Here is a 16,309-nt window from a genome sequence, read left to right on the forward strand (position 1 = left end):
GGAGTCCTTTCAGCCCTTGAGGGCACCGGCGGCGATGTTGCGGACGAAGTGGCGGGCCCCGAAGGCGAAGACGACGACCAGCGGCACGATCGCCACGAGCGTGCCCGCCATGACGACGCTGTAGTCCTTGACGTACAGGCCGTTCAGCTGCGAGAGCGCGACCTGGAGCGTCACGTGGTTCGAGTCGATCAGCACGACCAGCGGCCACAGGTAGTCGTTCCAGGCGTTGACGAACGTGAAGATGCCGAGGAACGCCAGCGCCGGGCGCAGCACCGGCAGGGCGACCGAGAGGTAGGTCCGCAAGAAGCCGCAGCCGTCGATCCGGGCGGCTTCCAGGAGCTCGTCCGGAATGGCGGTCTGCGCGTACTGCCGCATCCAGAAGATGCCGAACGCGTTGGCCGCGGCCGGCACGATCAGCGCCTTGAGGTCGCCGACCCAGCCGAGGTGCGCCATGGTCGTGAACTGCGGGATCGCCGACAGCTGCGTCGGCACGACGAACGTCGCGAGCACCACGCCGAACAGCAGGTTCGCGCCGGGGAAGCGGTACTTGGCGAAGGTGAACGCGGCGAGGGAGTCGAAGAACAGCACCAGCAGCGTCGTCACGACCGCGACGAGCAGCGTGTTGAGCAGCGAGCCGAAGAAGTCGATCTTCGCGAACACCTGGCCGATGTTGTGGAAGAACTCCCCGCCGAACGTCCACGTCGGCGGCGACGAGTAGATGTCCGCGGTCGTGTTCGACGCCATCACGACGAGCCAGTAGTAGGGGAACAGCGTGATCAGCGCACCGAGGATCAGCGCGGTGTAGGTGACGGCGCGTCCGGTCATCGGCCCGCCTTCAGGAAGCCGGGGCGCTGGACCAGCCGCCAGTTGAGGACCGCGAACAGCACCACCACGACGAAGATGCCCCACGCGATCGCGGCGCCGTAGCCGAAGTCGCTGTTCACGAACGCGTTGTCGTAGAAGTAGAGGACCATCGTCAGGCCCGCCTCGTCCGGGCCGCCGCGGTTGCCGAGCAGGATCTGCGACTCGGTGAAGATCTGCAGGCCGCTGATCGCCGACATCACCACCGAGAACAGCAGGACCGGGCGCAGCAGCGGGAGCGTGATGCGGAAGAACGTCCGCACCGGGCCGGCGCCGTCGACTCGCGCGGCTTCGTACACATCGGACGGCAGCGCCTGCAGCCCGGCCAGGAAGATGATCGCGTTGTAGCCGACCCAGCGCCAGACGATCATGATCGAGATCGCGCCGCGGATCGCCCACGGGTCGGTCAGCCACGGCACCGGGTCGATGCCGACGAGGCCGAGGAACCAGTTGAGGATGCCGAACTCGCTGCTGAAGATCGAGCCGAAGACCAGCGACATCGCCACGATCGAGGTGACGTTCGGCAGGAAGTAGGCGATCCGGAGCGCGCCCTTGAACCGGATCGAGGAGTGCAGCCCGACGGCGATCAGCAGGGCCAGCGCGGTCATCGGGACGGTCGACATCACCCAGATGACCAGGGTGTTGCCGAGGGAGTCCCAGAAGACCGGGTCGGTCACCAGGAACTGGAAGTTGCCGAGGCCGACGAACTTCATCGGCCCGACGCCGTCCCAGCGCTGCAGGGCGAGGTACAGCGAGTACAGCACCGGGTAGAGGCCGAAGACGGCGAAGAGCACGAAGAACGGCGAGATCGCGAGGTACTGGGGGAGGTACTTGAGCCGTCTGCGACGCGGGGGAGTCGTGACGCGCACCGGCGCTTCGGGACGGGTGAGCGTGGCCATCAGAGCACCCCCTGCCGGGTCAGCAGCCGTTCGACGGCGCGGCGGGCGTCGTCCCAGGCCTGGCCGGGGTCCTTCCCGGCGAGTTCGACGTTCGTGAGCTCGTCGGTGAAGGTGTCGCTGATCGCGATGTCCCACGGGCTGAAGAAGGCGGGCTTGACCTCGCGGGCGGCCCGGCCGAGCACGGCCATCGTGGCCTGGCCGCCGAAGAACGGCTCGGGTTCCAGTAGCCGCGAGTCGGTGAAGGCCGCCGGGCTGGTCGGGAAGAGGCCGGCCTCGAGGTAGGACCGGGGCTGGTTCTCCGGCGAGAGCAGCCAGCGGACGACCTCGAACGCCCGCTCCGGGTTTGGGCAGTACTTCGTGATCGCCAGGAACGACCCGCCCTGGTTGCCGGCGCCGCCGGGGGCGCGGCAGACCCGCCACTTCCCGGCCGTGTCCGGCGCGGACTTCTTGAGCTCGCCGACGATCCACGACGCGTTGACGAAGCTCAGCTCCTTGCCGGAGTTCCAGGCGGCGTGCCGTTCGACCGAGCTGCCGGGGTCCTGCGAACCGGCGTAGCCCGCGGTCAGCCCGGACCGGAACGCAGTGAGCGCGCGGTCCCAGGCGCGGCGGACCTGCGGCGCGTCGCCGAGGTAGGCGTTGTCGCGGGTGAAGTACTTCTGCGGCTCCTGCGCCATCGAGTACGTGTAGACGGTCTTCGTGTCGGTGATCAGGTGCCGCCCGGGCAGCTTCTCCTGCAGCCGTCTCCCGAAGTCGAAGTACGCGTCCCAGGTCGGCACGGCCGCGGCGACGTCGTCCGGCTCGCTGGGGAAGCCGGCTTGGGCGAAGAGGTCGTGCCGGTAGTAGAGGGCGGCCGGGCCGATGTCGATCGGGAAGCCGAGCCGGAACCCGTCCGGGCTCGTGCCGGCCTGCCACTTCCAGGGGAGGTACTGGTCCTTCAGTGCGTCCGCGCCGAGGGTGCGCAGGTCGGTGAAGTGGGCGGTGTCGGCGAAGTAGGTCGCGATGTCGTCGCCGAGCATCGTGATGTCGGGCAGGTACGCCTCGCCGGCGAGGGCGGCCAGCAGCCGCTGCTTGAGCTGACCGCTGACCTGGGACGGGTACAGCTCACCGAACCGCTTCCCGGCGTCGGTGACGACGGTGTCCGCGAGCCCGCCGCTGGTGTACCAGAGCGTGAGCTTGCCGGGGTTGGCGGTCGTCGGGCTGGTGCAGGAAGCGACTCCGAGCGATGCAGCGCCCAGCGTCGCGGCGGTCAGGAAACCACGTCGAGTCAGCGTCATCGAGGACCCTCCGGCAGTCTGCCGTGAACGCTCCCGTGAACGTTCACGGAACGCTCGGAAGTGTGCTTCGCGGCGGGACCGGGTGTCAAGGGATCAGGCGGATTCGCGCAGGTGGAGAGCCGCGCGGACGATCAGCTCGCCGGGTTCCAGGGGCGTGGCACCGGTCACGAGCCGCGCCGCCTGGTCGACGGCCAGCGCGCCGAGCCTGCGGGTGTCGATGGCGACGCTGGAGAGCTCCGGCTCGACGAGGGTGCCGAGCGTCAGGCCGTCGAACCCGATCACGGCGAGGTCGGCGGGCACGCGCAGGCCGAACCGGCGGGCCTCGCGCAGGGCGCCGATGGCGATCACGTCGTTGAAGGCGAACACGGCGGTGACGTCGGGGTGCGCGGCGAGCAGGGTGGCCAGTGCGGCACCACCGCCGTCGACGGTCTGGGCGGCACGCGCGATCCAGCCGGGCGCGACGGCGATGCCGTGCTCGGCGGCGGCCCGGAGGAACCAGGTCTGCCGGATGCTGGGCTCGGGCCGGCGGTCGTGGTCGAGCATCCCGATCCGCCGGTGGCCGCGCTCGACGAGGTGGGCGACGGCCTCGCGGACGCCCTCCTCGCCGTCGATCGAGATGCCGCTGAACCGCGGGGTGCGGGGTTCGCGGCCGATCAGGACCACGGGGATGCCGGGGGTGCAGCGGTCGAGGTCCTCGTCGGACCGGCTGAAGTACCCGACGACGGCGTCGACCTGGGTGCCGATGACGCGGAGGGTGGCGAGCTCCTGCTCGACGTCGTCGGCGGTGTCGTAGACGACGACGTGCCAGCCGCGGGCCCGGGCCGCCTGCAGCGCGCCGGAGGCGACCTCGGTGAAGAAGGGGTTGAGCAGGTCCGGCACGACGAGCCCGATGGTGGTGGTGTCCGGCCGGACGAGCCCGCGCGCGAACCGGCTCGGCCGGTACCCGAGCTCCCGCGCGGCGTCGAGGACGCGCTGCTTGGTCGAGCCGTCGATCTCGGCCTTGTCGTTCAGCGCACGCGACACGGTCTGCCGCGAGACCCCGGCCGAGCGGGCGACGTCGTGGATCGTCACGCGCCGGGGTTCCGTGCTCGAGGACACCGCCCACCTCCTGCTCCGGAGGACGAGTATGCCCGTCTCCGTCCCGCGCGCTACCCGAGCGGGTGCCTCAGAAGACGGACCAGCCGGTCAGCGTCGTGAAGCGGTCCAGCGCCGACACGCCCGCCACCGAGTTGCCGCGCGCGTCCAGGCCCGGGCTCCACACGCACACCGCGCAGCGGCCCGGGACCACCGCGACGATCCCGCCGCCGACGCCGCTCTTGCCCGGCAGGCCGACGCGGTAGGCGAACTCGCCCGCCGCGTCGTACGTGCCGCACGTCAGCATCACCGCGTTGATCCGCTTCGCCGCGCTCAGCTCCAGGAGCCGGGAACCGTCGTTGCGGATGCCGTGACGGGCCAGGAAGAGTGCCGAGCGCGCGACGTCCGCGCAGCTCATCGCGATCGAACACTGGCGGACGTACTGGTCGAGCACCGACGGCACCGGGTGGCGCATGTTGCCGTAGGACGCCATGAAGTACGCGAGCGCGCGGTTGCGGTCGGCGTGACCGGCCTCCGACTCGGCCACCTCGGGGTCGACGCCGATGTCCGCGCGGCCGCTCTCCTCGCGCAGGAACGCCAGCAGCGCGTCGACGGCGTCGCCGTGGCGGGCCAGCTCGTCGGTCACCACCAGTGCGCCCGCGTTGATGAACGGGTTGCGCGGGATGCCGTCCTCGTGTTCCAGCTGCACCAGCGAGTTGAACGGATCGCCCGACGGCTCGCGTCCGACGCGCTCCCACACGCCGTCGCCGCGGGACAGCACCAGCGCCAGAGTGAACACTTTGGACATGCTCTGCACCGAGAACGGCTGCCGCCAGTCGCCGACGCCGTGCAGCGAACCGTCCACTTCGGCCACCGCCATGCCGAACCGGCGGGGCTCGATCCGCGCCAGGGCCGGGATGTAGTCCGCGACGGCGCCGCGGCCGACCTCGGGCGCGACGTCGACGGCGATCCGGTCCAGCAGCGCCGCGAGGTCCACGGCCGTAGCGTAGAAGCCGCGTCCGGCGGGACGAACAGCGCCCCTGTCAAATCGGCCCTGTCAAATCGAAACTGGCGAATACCAGCGAAATGCCACCGGTGATCTCCGGCACACCTTAATTCTTCCTTAGCCCGCTTGGTGACCTGCCGCACACGGCTCTAGCGTCCGTGAACCATGGATTCCTCGCTGCTCACCGAAAAAGGTGAAAGCTACTCGAAAGCACTGGGCAACCGCCAGGTGCAGATGATCGCCATCGGCGGCGCGATCGGCGTCGGGCTGTTCCTCGGCGCCGGCGGCAAGCTCCACCAGGTCGGCCCGTCGCTGGTCCTCTCCTACGCGATCTGCGGGGTGGCCGCCTACTTCGTGATGCGCGCGCTCGGCGAGCTCGTCCTGCACGAGCCGAGCTCCGGCAGCTTCGTCACCTACGCGCGGAAGTTCATCGGCCCGTGGGCCGGCTTCGCGTCGGGGTGGATGTACTGGGTGAACTGGGCGATGACCGGGATCGCGGAGATCACCGCGGTCGCGATCTACGTCCACAAGTGGCTGCCGGACGTGCCCCAGTGGATCACCGCGCTGGTCGCCCTCGGCGTGCTGATCGCGGTGAACCTGCTGAGCGTCAAGCTGTTCGGCGAGCTGGAGTTCTGGTTCTCGGTGGTCAAGGTGACGGCCATCGTCGTCTTCCTGATCACTGCGCTCGGCCTGGTGTTCACCAGCGCCGACATCGGCGGCACCCCCGCCGGTGTGCACAACCTGACCGACCACAGTGGATTCTTCCCGGCGGGCATCGGCATCGCGCTGATGACGCTGCAGGCGGTCATCTTCGCCTATTCCGCCATCGAGGTCGTCGGCATCGCGGCCGGCGAGACCAAGGACGCCCGCAAGGTCCTGCCGAAGGCGATCAACGGTGTGGTGTGGCGGATCGGCGTGTTCTACGTCGGGTCCGTGCTGATGCTGGCGATGCTGCTGCCCTGGCCGTTCTACAACGGCGACGAAAGCCCGTTCGTCACGGTGTTCAGCCGGCTCGGGATCCCGGGCATCGGCGACGTGATGAACGCGGTCGTGCTGACCGCGGCGCTCTCCAGCGTCAACTCCGGCCTCTACTCCACCGGCCGGATCCTGCGCTCGCTGGCGGACAAGGGCGAAGCGCCGTCGTTCGTCGGCCGGATGAGCAGCCGGCACGTGCCCTACGGCGGCATCCTGTTCACCTCGATCGCCTACCTGCTCGGCGTGGTGCTGAACTACCTCGTGCCGAGCGAAGCGTTCGACATCGCGATCGCGATCGCCTCGCTCGGCGTGATCACCACCTGGGCGACGCTCGTGTTCTGCCAGATGCGCCTGCGCCAGGCGGCGTTGCGCGGCGAGCTGGAGCGGCCGTCGTACCGGATGCCGTGGGCGCCGTATTCGGGCTGGGCGACGCTGGCGTTCCTGGCACTGGTCGTCGTCCTGATGGGCTTCTCGGACGGCGCGGAGAAGGTCGCGTTCTACTCGATCCCGGTGCTCGTCGTGGTGCTGGCGGTGGGCTGGCGCGTGGTATCGAAGCGGCGGGAACGCGCCCCGCTCGGGTAAAAGCCGGCCTCCCCGGGAGACCCCGACCTCCCGGGGAGGCCACCCTTTCAGCGCAGGTAGTTGTAGACGCTGGCCCGGGAGATCCCGAGCAGGTCGGTCAGCGCCGGCACCGCGTTCTTCACCTCCAGGAACCCGCGCTCCTTCAGCGTCCGCACCAGGTCCTTCTTCCCCGTGGCCGGCAGGCTGCGCGGGGTGTGGCCGCGCTCGGTCGCGTAGTCCTCGACCAGCGCGCGCAGCTCGTCGGCCGTGCGGGCGCGCAGCGACTCCGTCAGCGGTGCCGGTTCGTCGGCTCGGGCGAGCCGGGTCAGCGCGCGGGCGGCCGAGCCGAGCAGGGAGACGTCGAGGTTGAGGCACAGCGCGGCGACGTACTCGCCGCCCGAGTTGCGGAGACCGATCGACGTGCTCTTCGCCGGCCGTCCGTCGGGGAAGCGGTTCGGGTAGTTCTGCAGCACGTCCGGGAAGCCGGGGTCGGCGATCCGGGCCAGGCCCAGCTCGGTCGCCGGGTCGCCGACGGCGCGCCCGGACAGCCCGCCTTCGATCGCGCGCACCGCGTGGGCCGGGTCGCGCAGGTCGTGCAGCACGACCTCGCACAGCCCGGGGAACATCCGGGCGACGGCCCGCGCGATCTTCTCGGCCTCGCGCAGCAGCAGCTCGTCCTCGGTCATCCGAGCAGCTCCCGCAGCTTGTCGGGTGCCTTGAGCCCGGAGCCGGTGAGGACGACGACGGTCGTCTCGTCCGGCCGGATCGCGCCGCGTTCCCGGAAGACGTCGATCGCCGCGGCGGCGGTCGCGCTGGTCGGCTCCGCGTAGAGGCCGAGCGACGCCAGCCGGCGGGCGGCCGCGGCGATGGCGTCCTCCTCGATCGCCGCGGTGTCGCCGCCGGACCGGCGGATCGCCGCGACGACCTCCGGGAGCCGGACCGGGTGCCGGATGGCGGTCCCCTCGGCGACGGTCGGGGCGAACGCCGGGGCCGGGCGGTCGTGGACGGCGGCGTCGATGGGGGAGCAGTTGCGCGGCTGGGCGACCAGCAGGCGCGGCCGCCGGGTGATCGACCCGGCGGCCAGGAGCTCGCCGAACCCCAGGTCGCAGCCGAGCACGATGCTGCCGGCGCCGGCCACCGTGACGACCGCGTCCGGGGCGCGGAAGCCCAGGTCCTCCCACAGCTCGTAGGCCAGCGTCTTGGTGCCCTGCAGGAAGAAGGGGTGCCAGTTGTGGCTGGCGTAGGTCGTGCGGGACGAGCGGCGGACGGCCTCGGCGGCGGTGTCGTCGCGCGTGCCGGGCACGAGCTCGACCTGCGCGCCGTACGCGCGGGTCTGCAGGACCTTCGCCGCGGACGTCCCTTCGGGAGCCAGCACGGTGGCCGCGATGCCGGCGGCGGCGCTGTAGGCCGCCACCGACGAGCCGCCGTTGCCGGAGCTGTCCTCCAGGAGCTCCGTCACCCCGGCGCCGGCCAGCGCCGAGATCATCACGCTGGACCCGCGGTCCTTGAAGCTGCCGGTCGGGCTGAACCACTCGAGCTTGAACCGCACGTCGCCGTCGCCCCAGGGGCGGGGGACCAGCGGCGTGCACCCCTCACCGAGCGAGACCGGGCGCAGGTCGCCGGGCAGCGCGGCCCGGTACCGCCAGAGCGACCGGACGCCGGTTTCGACGTCACCGGGAGCGAGCCCGGGCAGCGGGGCGACGGACAGCGGCGCACCGTCGTCGCCGCGCCACCGCAGCGGGTCAGCCGGGTAGCGCTTCCCCGAACGCTCGTCGGCGTACCAGTACTCCACGACCACCTCCGTTGCTGGACAGATAGTCGAAGTCTAGACGATACGTCCATAGTTACCGACTGGTACGCGAAACGCTTTCAGCTTTCTCTAAGGAAAATCTGTCACCGGAGTGTGGAAAATCCCTGACGAAGATCGCCGCGGGAGACTGGAGGTACCGATGGTGTCCGGCCGAATACCCGGAGTCGTCCTGGTCGCGACGGGTGCCGCCGCGATCCGGGGCGTCCGGGACCCGGAGCCGCCGTGGGCCGTTTGAGCACGCGGAACCCGGGTCGCGAAGCGGTCCACAGTGGACGTGCGCGATCCCGCCGGGGTAATCGGACGCGTTCCGGGTACTACTTTCGGCTGTGGGTAAAACTGCCGGGGAAATAGCGGCCGGACAATCGGGAATAATGACGTTTCCGCGTTGCCGGCGATCGACGAGTCGTGACCGGATTCACCGTCACGACAGTTTGTGGTGGGCGGCCGGAAACCGATCGGACCGCCGAACGTCGTGGTCCGGTGTGGCCAGTCGCACTCCGTCCACCGGGTGAGAAGGCTTGCCCCATCTGGGCGCGTGTGCCAAGTGAGGCGCAGGTCCGGCCACTGTGGCCGGCCGTTGTCCCCCGTACAACCGCAATCCGGCGTGCCTTCCGGAGTGCGGAACGTGACGGCGACGTTAAATTCTTGCGTCCTCCGGCTGGTCGATCCCGAATTTTCTGAACCATCACGACGAAATCGTGGTGGGTTGTTGACGGAACCCGTCGGAACCCGCTTAAGTACACCCCGTTACCCATCACCCATTCGTGCGTAGCGGGAGTGCCCATGCGTGTCCCGAAAGCCGACCTGATCGTCGCCGTGTCGCCGGTGCGGTGGCCGTCGGCGCGCGGGGTCGCGGCCGCCGCGCGCGGGGGCGCGCTCGGTGTGCTCGACCTGACCGGCGGGGCCGCCAGTCCGTTCCAGAATGACGAGCTCGCAGCGCTGGGCGAATGGGGCGTTCCGGCCTTCGGCGTCCGGGTGAGCGGCCCGGCGACCGAGCTGCCCGAAGCCGCGACGACCGTCCTGCTGACCGAGGACTCCCCGTGCACCGCGGCGGACTTCCCCGGTCGCCGGGTGCTGGCGGAGGTCACCGGCCGGGAGTCCGCGGCGCGAGCCGTCGCCGGCGGTGCCCACGGCCTGATCGCCCGCGGTCACGAGTGCGGCGGCCGGACGGGTGAGCTGAGCACGTTCGTGCTGCTGCAGGCGCTGCTCGCTTCGGTCGACGTCCCGGTGTGGGCCGCGGGCGGGATCGGCCCGCACACCGCGGCCGCCGCGATCGCGGGTGGGGCGGCGGGCGTGGTCGTCGACACCCAGCTCGCCCTCCTGCCCGAAACCGAGCTCCCATCGGCGCTCACCCGCGCGTTGACCGGGCTGGACGGCTCCGAAACGACGGTCGTCGACGGCGTCCGGCGCCTCGCGCGACACGGCTTCGAGCCGGTCGAAGCCGGCCAGGACGTCTTCCTCGCCACCCGCTTCCGGGACCGCTGGGGCACCGTGACCGCCGCGGTGCGTGGCCTCCGCGACGCGATCGGAGCAGCCCTGCGCGTCGAGGTTCCGGTGCTGGGGCCCGGCAGCGCGGGCAGTCGCGCGCTCGGCACGGCGCTGCCGATCGCGCAGGGACCGATGACCCGGGTGAGCGACCAGCCCGCGTTCGCCGCCGAGGTCGCCGCGGGCGGCGCGCTGCCGTTCATCGCGCTGGCCCTGTCCGGCCCGGACCAGACCCGCGACGTCCTGGAACGGACCCGCGAATCCGTCGGCGACGCGCCCTGGGGCGTCGGCGTGCTCGGGTTCGCCGCCGAAGACGTCAAGGCCGCGCAGCTCGAGGTGATCCGCGAGCTGCGCCCGACGCACGCGATCATCGCCGGCGGCCGCCCCGCGCAGGCCGCGGCGCTGGAGGAGGCCGGCATCGCCACCTTCCTCCACGTGCCCTCGCCGGGGCTGCTGAAGCAGTTCCTCGAAGCCGGCGCCCGCAAGTTCGTCTTCGAAGGCTCGGAATGCGGCGGTCACGTCGGGCCGCGCACGAGTTTCCCGTTGTGGGAGGCGCAGCTCGGCGTCCTCGCCGACTTCCTCGCGTCCACTCCGGACGCTGCCGCGGACCTGCGGCTGCTGTTCGCGGGCGGGATCCACGACGAGCGCTCGGCCGCGATGGTGGCGGCGCTCGCCGCGCCGGTGGCCGCGCGCGGTGCCGCGATCGGGGTGCTGATGGGCACCGCCTACCTCTTCACGCGCGAGGCCGTCGACGCCGGCGCCGTGCTCCCGCTGTTCCAGCGGAGCCTCCTCGGCGCCGAGCACACCGACCTCCTCGAAACCGCGCCCGGCCACGCGACGCGGTGCGTCCGCAGCCCGTTCACCGAGGAGTACGCGGCGATCAAGGCCGACCTGGCCGAGCGGGGCGTGCCGAGCCGCGACGCCTGGGAGCGGCTGGAACAGCTCAACGTCGGCCGGCTTCGCCTGGCGAGCAAGGGCATCGAGCGCGTCGGCGCCGAACTGCGGGACGTCGGCGAAGACCGGCAGCTCGCCGAAGGCATGTTCATGGCGGGCGAGGTCGCCGTGCTGCGCTCGGCCGTCACCACGATCGCCGACCTGCACCACGCGGTCGGTGAAGGCGCGAACGCCGTCCTGCGCGAGCGGGCCGCCGCGTTCGGCGTCGCGACGCCGGAGCCCCCGGCGCCCGAGCCCCTGGACATCGCGATCGTCGGCATGGCCTGCATGTTCCCGCAGGCACCCGACCTGGCCACGTTCTGGGCGAACGTCCTGGCCGGCGCCGACGCCGTCACCGAGGTCCCGCCGCAGCGGTGGGACACCTCCCTCTACTACGACCCCGAAGGCCAGGGCGAGAAGACGCCGTCGCGCTGGGGTGGGTTCCTGCCCGAAATCGGCTTCGACCCGCTGAAGTACGGCATCCCGCCGTCGTCGCTGGCCAGCGTCGAGCCGGTGCAGCTGCTGGCCCTGGAGGCCGCGCACCGCGCTCTGGTGGACGCCGGTTACGAAGACCGCGCGTTCGACCGCGCCCGGACGTCGGTGGTGTTCGGCGCCGAGGCGGGCAGCGACCTGTCGAACGCGATGAGCCTGCGCACCGTGCTGCCGTCCTATGTGGGCGAACTGCCGTCCGAACTGGACGACCGGCTGCCGCGGATCACTGAGGACTCCTTTCCAGGCGTGCTGGCCAACGTCATTGCTGGCCGGATCGCGAACCGGCTCGACCTGGGTGGCGCGAACTACACGGTCGACGCCGCGTGCGCGTCGTCACTGACCGCCGTCGACGTGGCCTGCAAGGAACTGACCGCCGGCACCAGCGACCTCGTCCTCTGCGGCGGCGCGGACCTGCACAACGGCATCAACGACTACCTCCTGTTCGCCTCGGCGCACGCCCTTTCGCCGACCGGGCGCTCGGCGACGTTCGACAGCGCGGCGGACGGCATCGCACTCGGCGAGGGTGTCGCCTGCGTCGCGCTGAAACGCCTCGCCGACGCCGAACGCGACGGCGACCGCGTCTACGCCGTGATCAAGGGCGTCGGGGCCGCGTCGGACGGCCGGGCGCTCGGGCTGACCGCGCCCCGGCCGGAAGGTCAGCACAACGCGTTGACCCGCGCTTATCGCAACGCGGGGGTCTCGCCGGCGGACGTGGGGCTGGTCGAGGCGCACGGCACCGGGACCGTCGTCGGCGACCGGACCGAGCTGGGCACGCTGACGAAGGTGTTCACCGAGGCCGGCGCCGCGCCGGGCGGTTGCACGGTCGGCTCGGTGAAGTCGCAGATCGGCCACACCAAGTGCGCCGCGGGCCTGGCCGGGCTGATCAAGACCGCGCTCGCCCTGCACACCGGCGTCAAGCCGCCGACGCTGCACCTCACGGCGCCGAACGCGGCGTGGGACGCCTCGAGCAGCCCGTTCGTGTTCCAGACGGAGGCTCGGCCGTGGGCCGCGCCGGCCGCCGAGCGGATCGCCGGGGTCAGCGCGTTCGGCTTCGGTGGCACCAACTTCCACGTCGTGCTGGGCGCGCACGACAGCGTCCCGCCCGCTCTGTCCGCCGACGAGTGGCCGGCGGAGCTGTTCGTCTTCACGACGGACGCGGCGGTCCGCGACCTGCTTTCGCTCGCCTCGGACGTCCCGGCGGGCCGGCAGCCGTGGCGGCTGCGCGACCTCGCGCTGTCGGCGTCGGTGCGCGCTCAGGGCCGGCCGGTGACGCTCGCCGTCGTGGCGTCCACTGTGGACGAGCTGGTTTCGTTGCTGCGGCAGGCTCTCGCGGGCGAGGACGCGCCTGGCCTCCACCGCGCCGGTGGCGGCGAACCCGGCGATGTCGCGGTGTTGTTCCCGGGCCAGGGCAGCCAGCGGCCGGGCATGTTCGCCGAGCTGTTCGTCGCCTTCCCCGAGCTGCAGCGCTACTTGCGCCTGGACCCGCCGACGGCGGACGTGGTGTTCGGCCCGGCGGTGTTCGGCGAGGCGGCGCGGCAGGAGCTGGCCGACCGCGTCACCGACACCCGCGTCGCGCAGCCCGCGCTGGGCCTCGCCGGGCTGGCCGCGTTCCGGCTGCTGACCCGCGCGGGGGTGCGGCCGGCGATGGTCGGCGGGCACAGCTACGGCGAGCTGACGGCGCTGGCCGCGGCGGGCACGTTCACGCCGGAGGCGTTGCTGCACGCGAGCCACGCCCGGGCGGCGGCGATCCTGGACGCCATCCCGGCCGGAGACCCGGGTGCGATGGCGGCGGTCGCGGCGTCGGCGGCCGCGGTGGGCGCGGTACTCACGTCGTCCACGGTCGTGCTCGCCAACCACAACTCACCCGAGCAGACGGTGATCTCCGGCCCGACGGCCGACGTCGAGGCCGCGGTCACGCAGCTGCGCGCGGCCGGGCTCGGCGCGAAACGGATCTCGGTCGCGTGCGCGTTCCACAGTCCGCTGGTCGCCGCGGCGGGCTCGACGTTCGGGCGTGCGCTGGAGGCGATCGGCGTCGTCCAGCCTGTCGTCCCGGTGTACGGGAACCGCACCGCGGGTCCGTACCCGGCTTTGCCGGAGGCGATCCGCGACGAGCTGGCGGCGCAGGTGGGCTCGCCGGTCCGGTTCGTCGAGCAGGTCGAGGCGATGTACGCGGCCGGAGCGCGGGTGTTCGTGGAGGCCGGGCCGGGCGCGGTGCTGGCCAGGCAGGTCGGCGCGATCCTCGGCGACCGTCCGCACCGGACGGTCGGGTTCGAGCAGCCGGGCCGTCGTGGTGTGCCGGGCTTCCTCACCGCGCTGGCCCAGCTGGCGGCGGCGGGGGTCCCGGTCGAGACGGGCTGGCTGTTCCGCGGCCGCGACGCGGTCGACGCGGCTTCCGTCCCCCGGTCGAAGCGTCCCGGGTGGACGGTGGACGGTCACCTCCTCCGCACGGCGGAAGGGTCGATCCCGGCGGGTGCCCTCCAGCCGGCTTCCCGCGTTTCCCTCGGGTTGCCCGCGGCGCCGGCGGACAGCACGGCGGAGGCGATGGTCACCGACTTCCTGCGGACGAGCCGCGAGATGATCGCCGCTCAGCGTGACGTGCTGCTCGGGTTCTTGGGCAGCGAGGCACCGATGGCACGGGTCGTCGAGGCGGTTCCGGCGCTTCCGGTCGCTTCGGCGGTCCCAGCGGTTCCGGTCCCGGTTTCGACTGGGCGGTCGGTGCTGGAGACGATCGTCGAGGTGATCGGGGAGCGGACCGGGTATCCGGTGGAGATGATCGAGCCGGACTTGGATCTGGAAGCGGATTTGAGCATCGACTCGATCAAGCGGGCGGAGATCGCGGGCGAGCTGGCGACCCGGCTGGACCTCGCGGGCGGCGACGTGGAGGAGTTCGCGAAGGCCCGCACGGCGGCGGCGATCGCGGAGCTGATCGGCGAGGAACCCGCCGAGGCGGCGCCGTCGGTGCTGGGCACCGTGGTGGCGGTGATCGGGTCACGGACGGGCTATCCGGTGGAGATGATCGAGCCGGATCTCGATCTGGAAGCCGATTTGAGCATTGATTCGATCAAGCGGGCGGAGATCGCGGGCGAATTGACGATCCGGTTGGGCATCGGTGAGGTCGAGGAAATAGCGAAGGCTCGCACGGCGGCCGGGATCGCCGAGCTGCTGGGCGCCGGTTCCGCCGCGAACCTCGCCGCGACGGATGCGGCGGTCGGCCGGCTCGCAGCCAACGGCGCCGGGCCGGTGGTCGGCCAGGCCGCCGCGAACGGTGCCGGGCGCGACGTAGCGGTCGGCCGGATCCCCGCGAATGGTGCAGGGCCGGCGGTCGGCCAGGCCGCCGCCAACGATGCCGGGCGCGACCTGGCGGTCGGCCAGGCCGCTGCGAACGGTGCTGGGCCGGTGGTCGGCAGGGGCGCCGCGAACGGTTCCGGGCTGGAAGTCGGCCAGGCCGCCGCGAACGGTTCCGGTCCGCGGTCGGAGGTCGGCGAGACCCCTGCGAACGACTCCAACCCTCACCCGGCGATAGCCGAGCCCGCCGCGGACCACGCGGAACCGCAGCCGGTGATCGTCGCGCCGAAGCGGTACCTCATGACCGAGGTCGACCTCGCCCCCGCCACCACACCCGACATCGACGGCCGTCGCTTCCTCATCCTCGGCACCAGCCCGCGGGCCGAAGCCGTCCAGACCGAACTCACCGCCCACGGCGCCGAAGCCGACCTCGGCAACGACGTCCGGCTCGGCTACGACGGCTACCTCCACCTCCCCGGCGGCGACGGCACCTCCGTCCTGCCCGCCGCCTTCCCGCTGTACCAAGCCGCCCTCGCCCAACGGCCGCGGTGGCTGCTCACCGCCGGGCCGGCCGAAGGACTCCGCGGCTTCTACCGCAGCGTCTCCCGCGAGTACCCCGACACCCTCGCCCGGGTCGTCGAAGGCGCACGACCCGCCGAGCTCGTCGCCGAACTGTCCACCGTGGACCGTGAGCCCGTCGTCATCCGGGACGGCCACGCCCGGCGCGGACTCGAGCCCGCCGCGCAGGACCTCGGCCTCCTCGGCAGCAGCGGCGCTGGCCCGGCCGGCGACGGTGCCGCCGAAGCGGCCGCCATCGGCCTGGACCGTGACTCCGTCGTCCTGCTCGTCGGTGGGGCCAAGGGCATCACCGCCCGGTTCGCCGGCACCCTCGCGGCCGCCACCCGCTGCCGCGTCGAACTTCTCGGCCGGACGCCGGTGCCGCCGGACGAGGACGCATACCCGCACGCCAGGGACGCCAAAGAACTGCGGAAAGCGCTCATCGAAGCCGGGCTGAAGATCCCCGCCGAGATCGAGAAGGCCGTCCGGCGCATCGAGAGCGAACGCGAAGTCCGGACGACCCTCCGGCAGCTCGACGCCCTCGGCAGCCCGGTCCGCTACCAGTCCGTCGACATGCTCGACGCCGAAGCCGTGCACCGCGCCGTCAAGGAGATCCACGCCGAGTACGGCCGGCTCGACGGCATCGTCTACGCGGCCGGCGTCATCGAGGACAAGCTCGTCGCCGACAAGACCCCGGAGTCGTTCGCCCGCGTCTACACCACCAAAGTGGACGGTGCCAGGACCCTCCTGGAAGCCACCGCCGACCTGCCCGACGAGCCGAAGTTCGTCGTGCTCTTCGGTAGCATCGCGGCCACCCTCGGCAACCGCGGCCAATCGGACTACGCCGCCGCCAACGACGCCCTCGAATCGCTCGGCCGGCGGTGGCCGGCCGGGCGCGCGGTGACCGTCCACTGGGGACCGTGGGCACCGACCGGCGACCACGACGGCATGGTGACCCCCGCGCTGATGCGCGACTACGCCCGCCGCGGCATCGAGCTGATCGACCCGGAGGAAGGCACCCTCGGCCTGCTGCGCGAGCTGGCCTGGGGCCGCCCCGACGTCTCCGCTGTCGTCCACACCGCCTCAGGCTGGTGAC

General features: G+C 71.9%; 9 protein-coding genes. 2 read left to right on the forward strand and 7 right to left on the reverse strand.

What is annotated here, in order from left to right:
* Positions 1 to 9: 9 nt before the first annotated feature.
* The 5 genes from ACZ7OU_RS31335 to ACZ7OU_RS31355 all read right to left on the reverse strand — a co-directional run bounded on the left by ACZ7OU_RS31335 (position 10) and on the right by ACZ7OU_RS31355 (position 5,105).
* Positions 10 to 825: a carbohydrate ABC transporter permease gene (locus tag ACZ7OU_RS31335; protein WP_470257962.1), complete on the reverse strand. Its 816-nt coding sequence runs from the start codon at positions 823 to 825 to the stop codon at positions 10 to 12.
* A complete protein-coding gene (locus ACZ7OU_RS31340; RefSeq protein ID WP_470257963.1) occupies positions 822 to 1,760 on the reverse strand; it encodes a carbohydrate ABC transporter permease in 939 nt (312 codons plus the stop codon). Before ACZ7OU_RS31340 ends, ACZ7OU_RS31335 begins: the two co-directional genes overlap by 4 nt.
* Positions 1,760 to 3,034, reverse strand: coding sequence for an ABC transporter substrate-binding protein (locus ACZ7OU_RS31345; RefSeq protein ID WP_470257964.1), 1,275 nt, complete (start codon positions 3,032 to 3,034; stop codon positions 1,760 to 1,762). The genes ACZ7OU_RS31340 and ACZ7OU_RS31345 overlap by 1 nt, the downstream gene beginning before the upstream one ends.
* Positions 3,035 to 3,127: 93 nt before the next feature.
* A complete protein-coding gene (locus ACZ7OU_RS31350) occupies positions 3,128 to 4,132 on the reverse strand; it encodes a LacI family DNA-binding transcriptional regulator (RefSeq protein WP_470257965.1) in 1,005 nt (334 codons plus the stop codon).
* A 67-nt stretch (positions 4,133 to 4,199) separates the two neighbouring features.
* Positions 4,200 to 5,105 (reverse strand): glutaminase, encoded by a 906-nt coding sequence (locus ACZ7OU_RS31355; protein ID WP_470257966.1) that lies wholly within the window; start codon positions 5,103 to 5,105, stop codon positions 4,200 to 4,202.
* Positions 5,106 to 5,279: 174 nt separating this feature from the next.
* Between ACZ7OU_RS31355 and ACZ7OU_RS31360 the strand changes: the two genes are divergently transcribed.
* On the forward strand, positions 5,280 to 6,671 hold the full coding sequence (locus ACZ7OU_RS31360) for an amino acid permease (RefSeq protein WP_470257967.1): 1,392 nt from the start codon (positions 5,280 to 5,282) through the stop codon (positions 6,669 to 6,671).
* 47 nt (positions 6,672 to 6,718) lie between these two features.
* On the opposite strand, the gene ACZ7OU_RS31365 is transcribed toward ACZ7OU_RS31360, so the two are convergent.
* On the reverse strand, positions 6,719 to 7,336 hold the full coding sequence (locus tag ACZ7OU_RS31365) for a helix-turn-helix transcriptional regulator (protein ID WP_470244044.1): 618 nt from the start codon (positions 7,334 to 7,336) through the stop codon (positions 6,719 to 6,721).
* Positions 7,333 to 8,442: a threonine synthase gene (locus tag ACZ7OU_RS31370; protein ID WP_470257968.1), complete on the reverse strand. Its 1,110-nt coding sequence runs from the start codon at positions 8,440 to 8,442 to the stop codon at positions 7,333 to 7,335. The genes ACZ7OU_RS31365 and ACZ7OU_RS31370 overlap by 4 nt, the downstream gene beginning before the upstream one ends.
* 801 nt (positions 8,443 to 9,243) lie before the next feature.
* On the opposite strand from ACZ7OU_RS31370, the gene ACZ7OU_RS31375 reads away from it, so the two are divergent.
* Positions 9,244 to 16,308 (forward strand): SDR family NAD(P)-dependent oxidoreductase, encoded by a 7,065-nt coding sequence (locus ACZ7OU_RS31375; RefSeq protein WP_470257969.1) that lies wholly within the window; start codon positions 9,244 to 9,246, stop codon positions 16,306 to 16,308.
* Position 16,309 lies beyond the last annotated feature (1 nt).

It is taken from the genome of Amycolatopsis sp. NPDC114505 (assembly GCF_055633615.1).

Excerpts from the sequence above, each read along its gene's own strand:
- ACZ7OU_RS31365 (WP_470244044.1), bottom strand. The coding sequence starts at position 7,336 with ATGACCGAGGACGAGCTGCTGCTGCGCGAGGCCGAGAAGATCGCGCGG.
- ACZ7OU_RS31340 (WP_470257963.1), bottom strand. The coding sequence starts at position 1,760 with ATGGCCACGCTCACCCGTCCCGAAGCGCCGGTGCGCGTCACGACTCCC.
- ACZ7OU_RS31375 (WP_470257969.1), top strand. The coding sequence starts at position 9,244 with ATGCGTGTCCCGAAAGCCGACCTGATCGTCGCCGTGTCGCCGGTGCGG.
- ACZ7OU_RS31345 (WP_470257964.1), bottom strand. The coding sequence starts at position 3,034 with ATGACGCTGACTCGACGTGGTTTCCTGACCGCCGCGACGCTGGGCGCT.
- ACZ7OU_RS31335 (WP_470257962.1), bottom strand. The coding sequence starts at position 825 with ATGACCGGACGCGCCGTCACCTACACCGCGCTGATCCTCGGTGCGCTG.
- ACZ7OU_RS31360 (WP_470257967.1), top strand. The coding sequence starts at position 5,280 with ATGGATTCCTCGCTGCTCACCGAAAAAGGTGAAAGCTACTCGAAAGCA.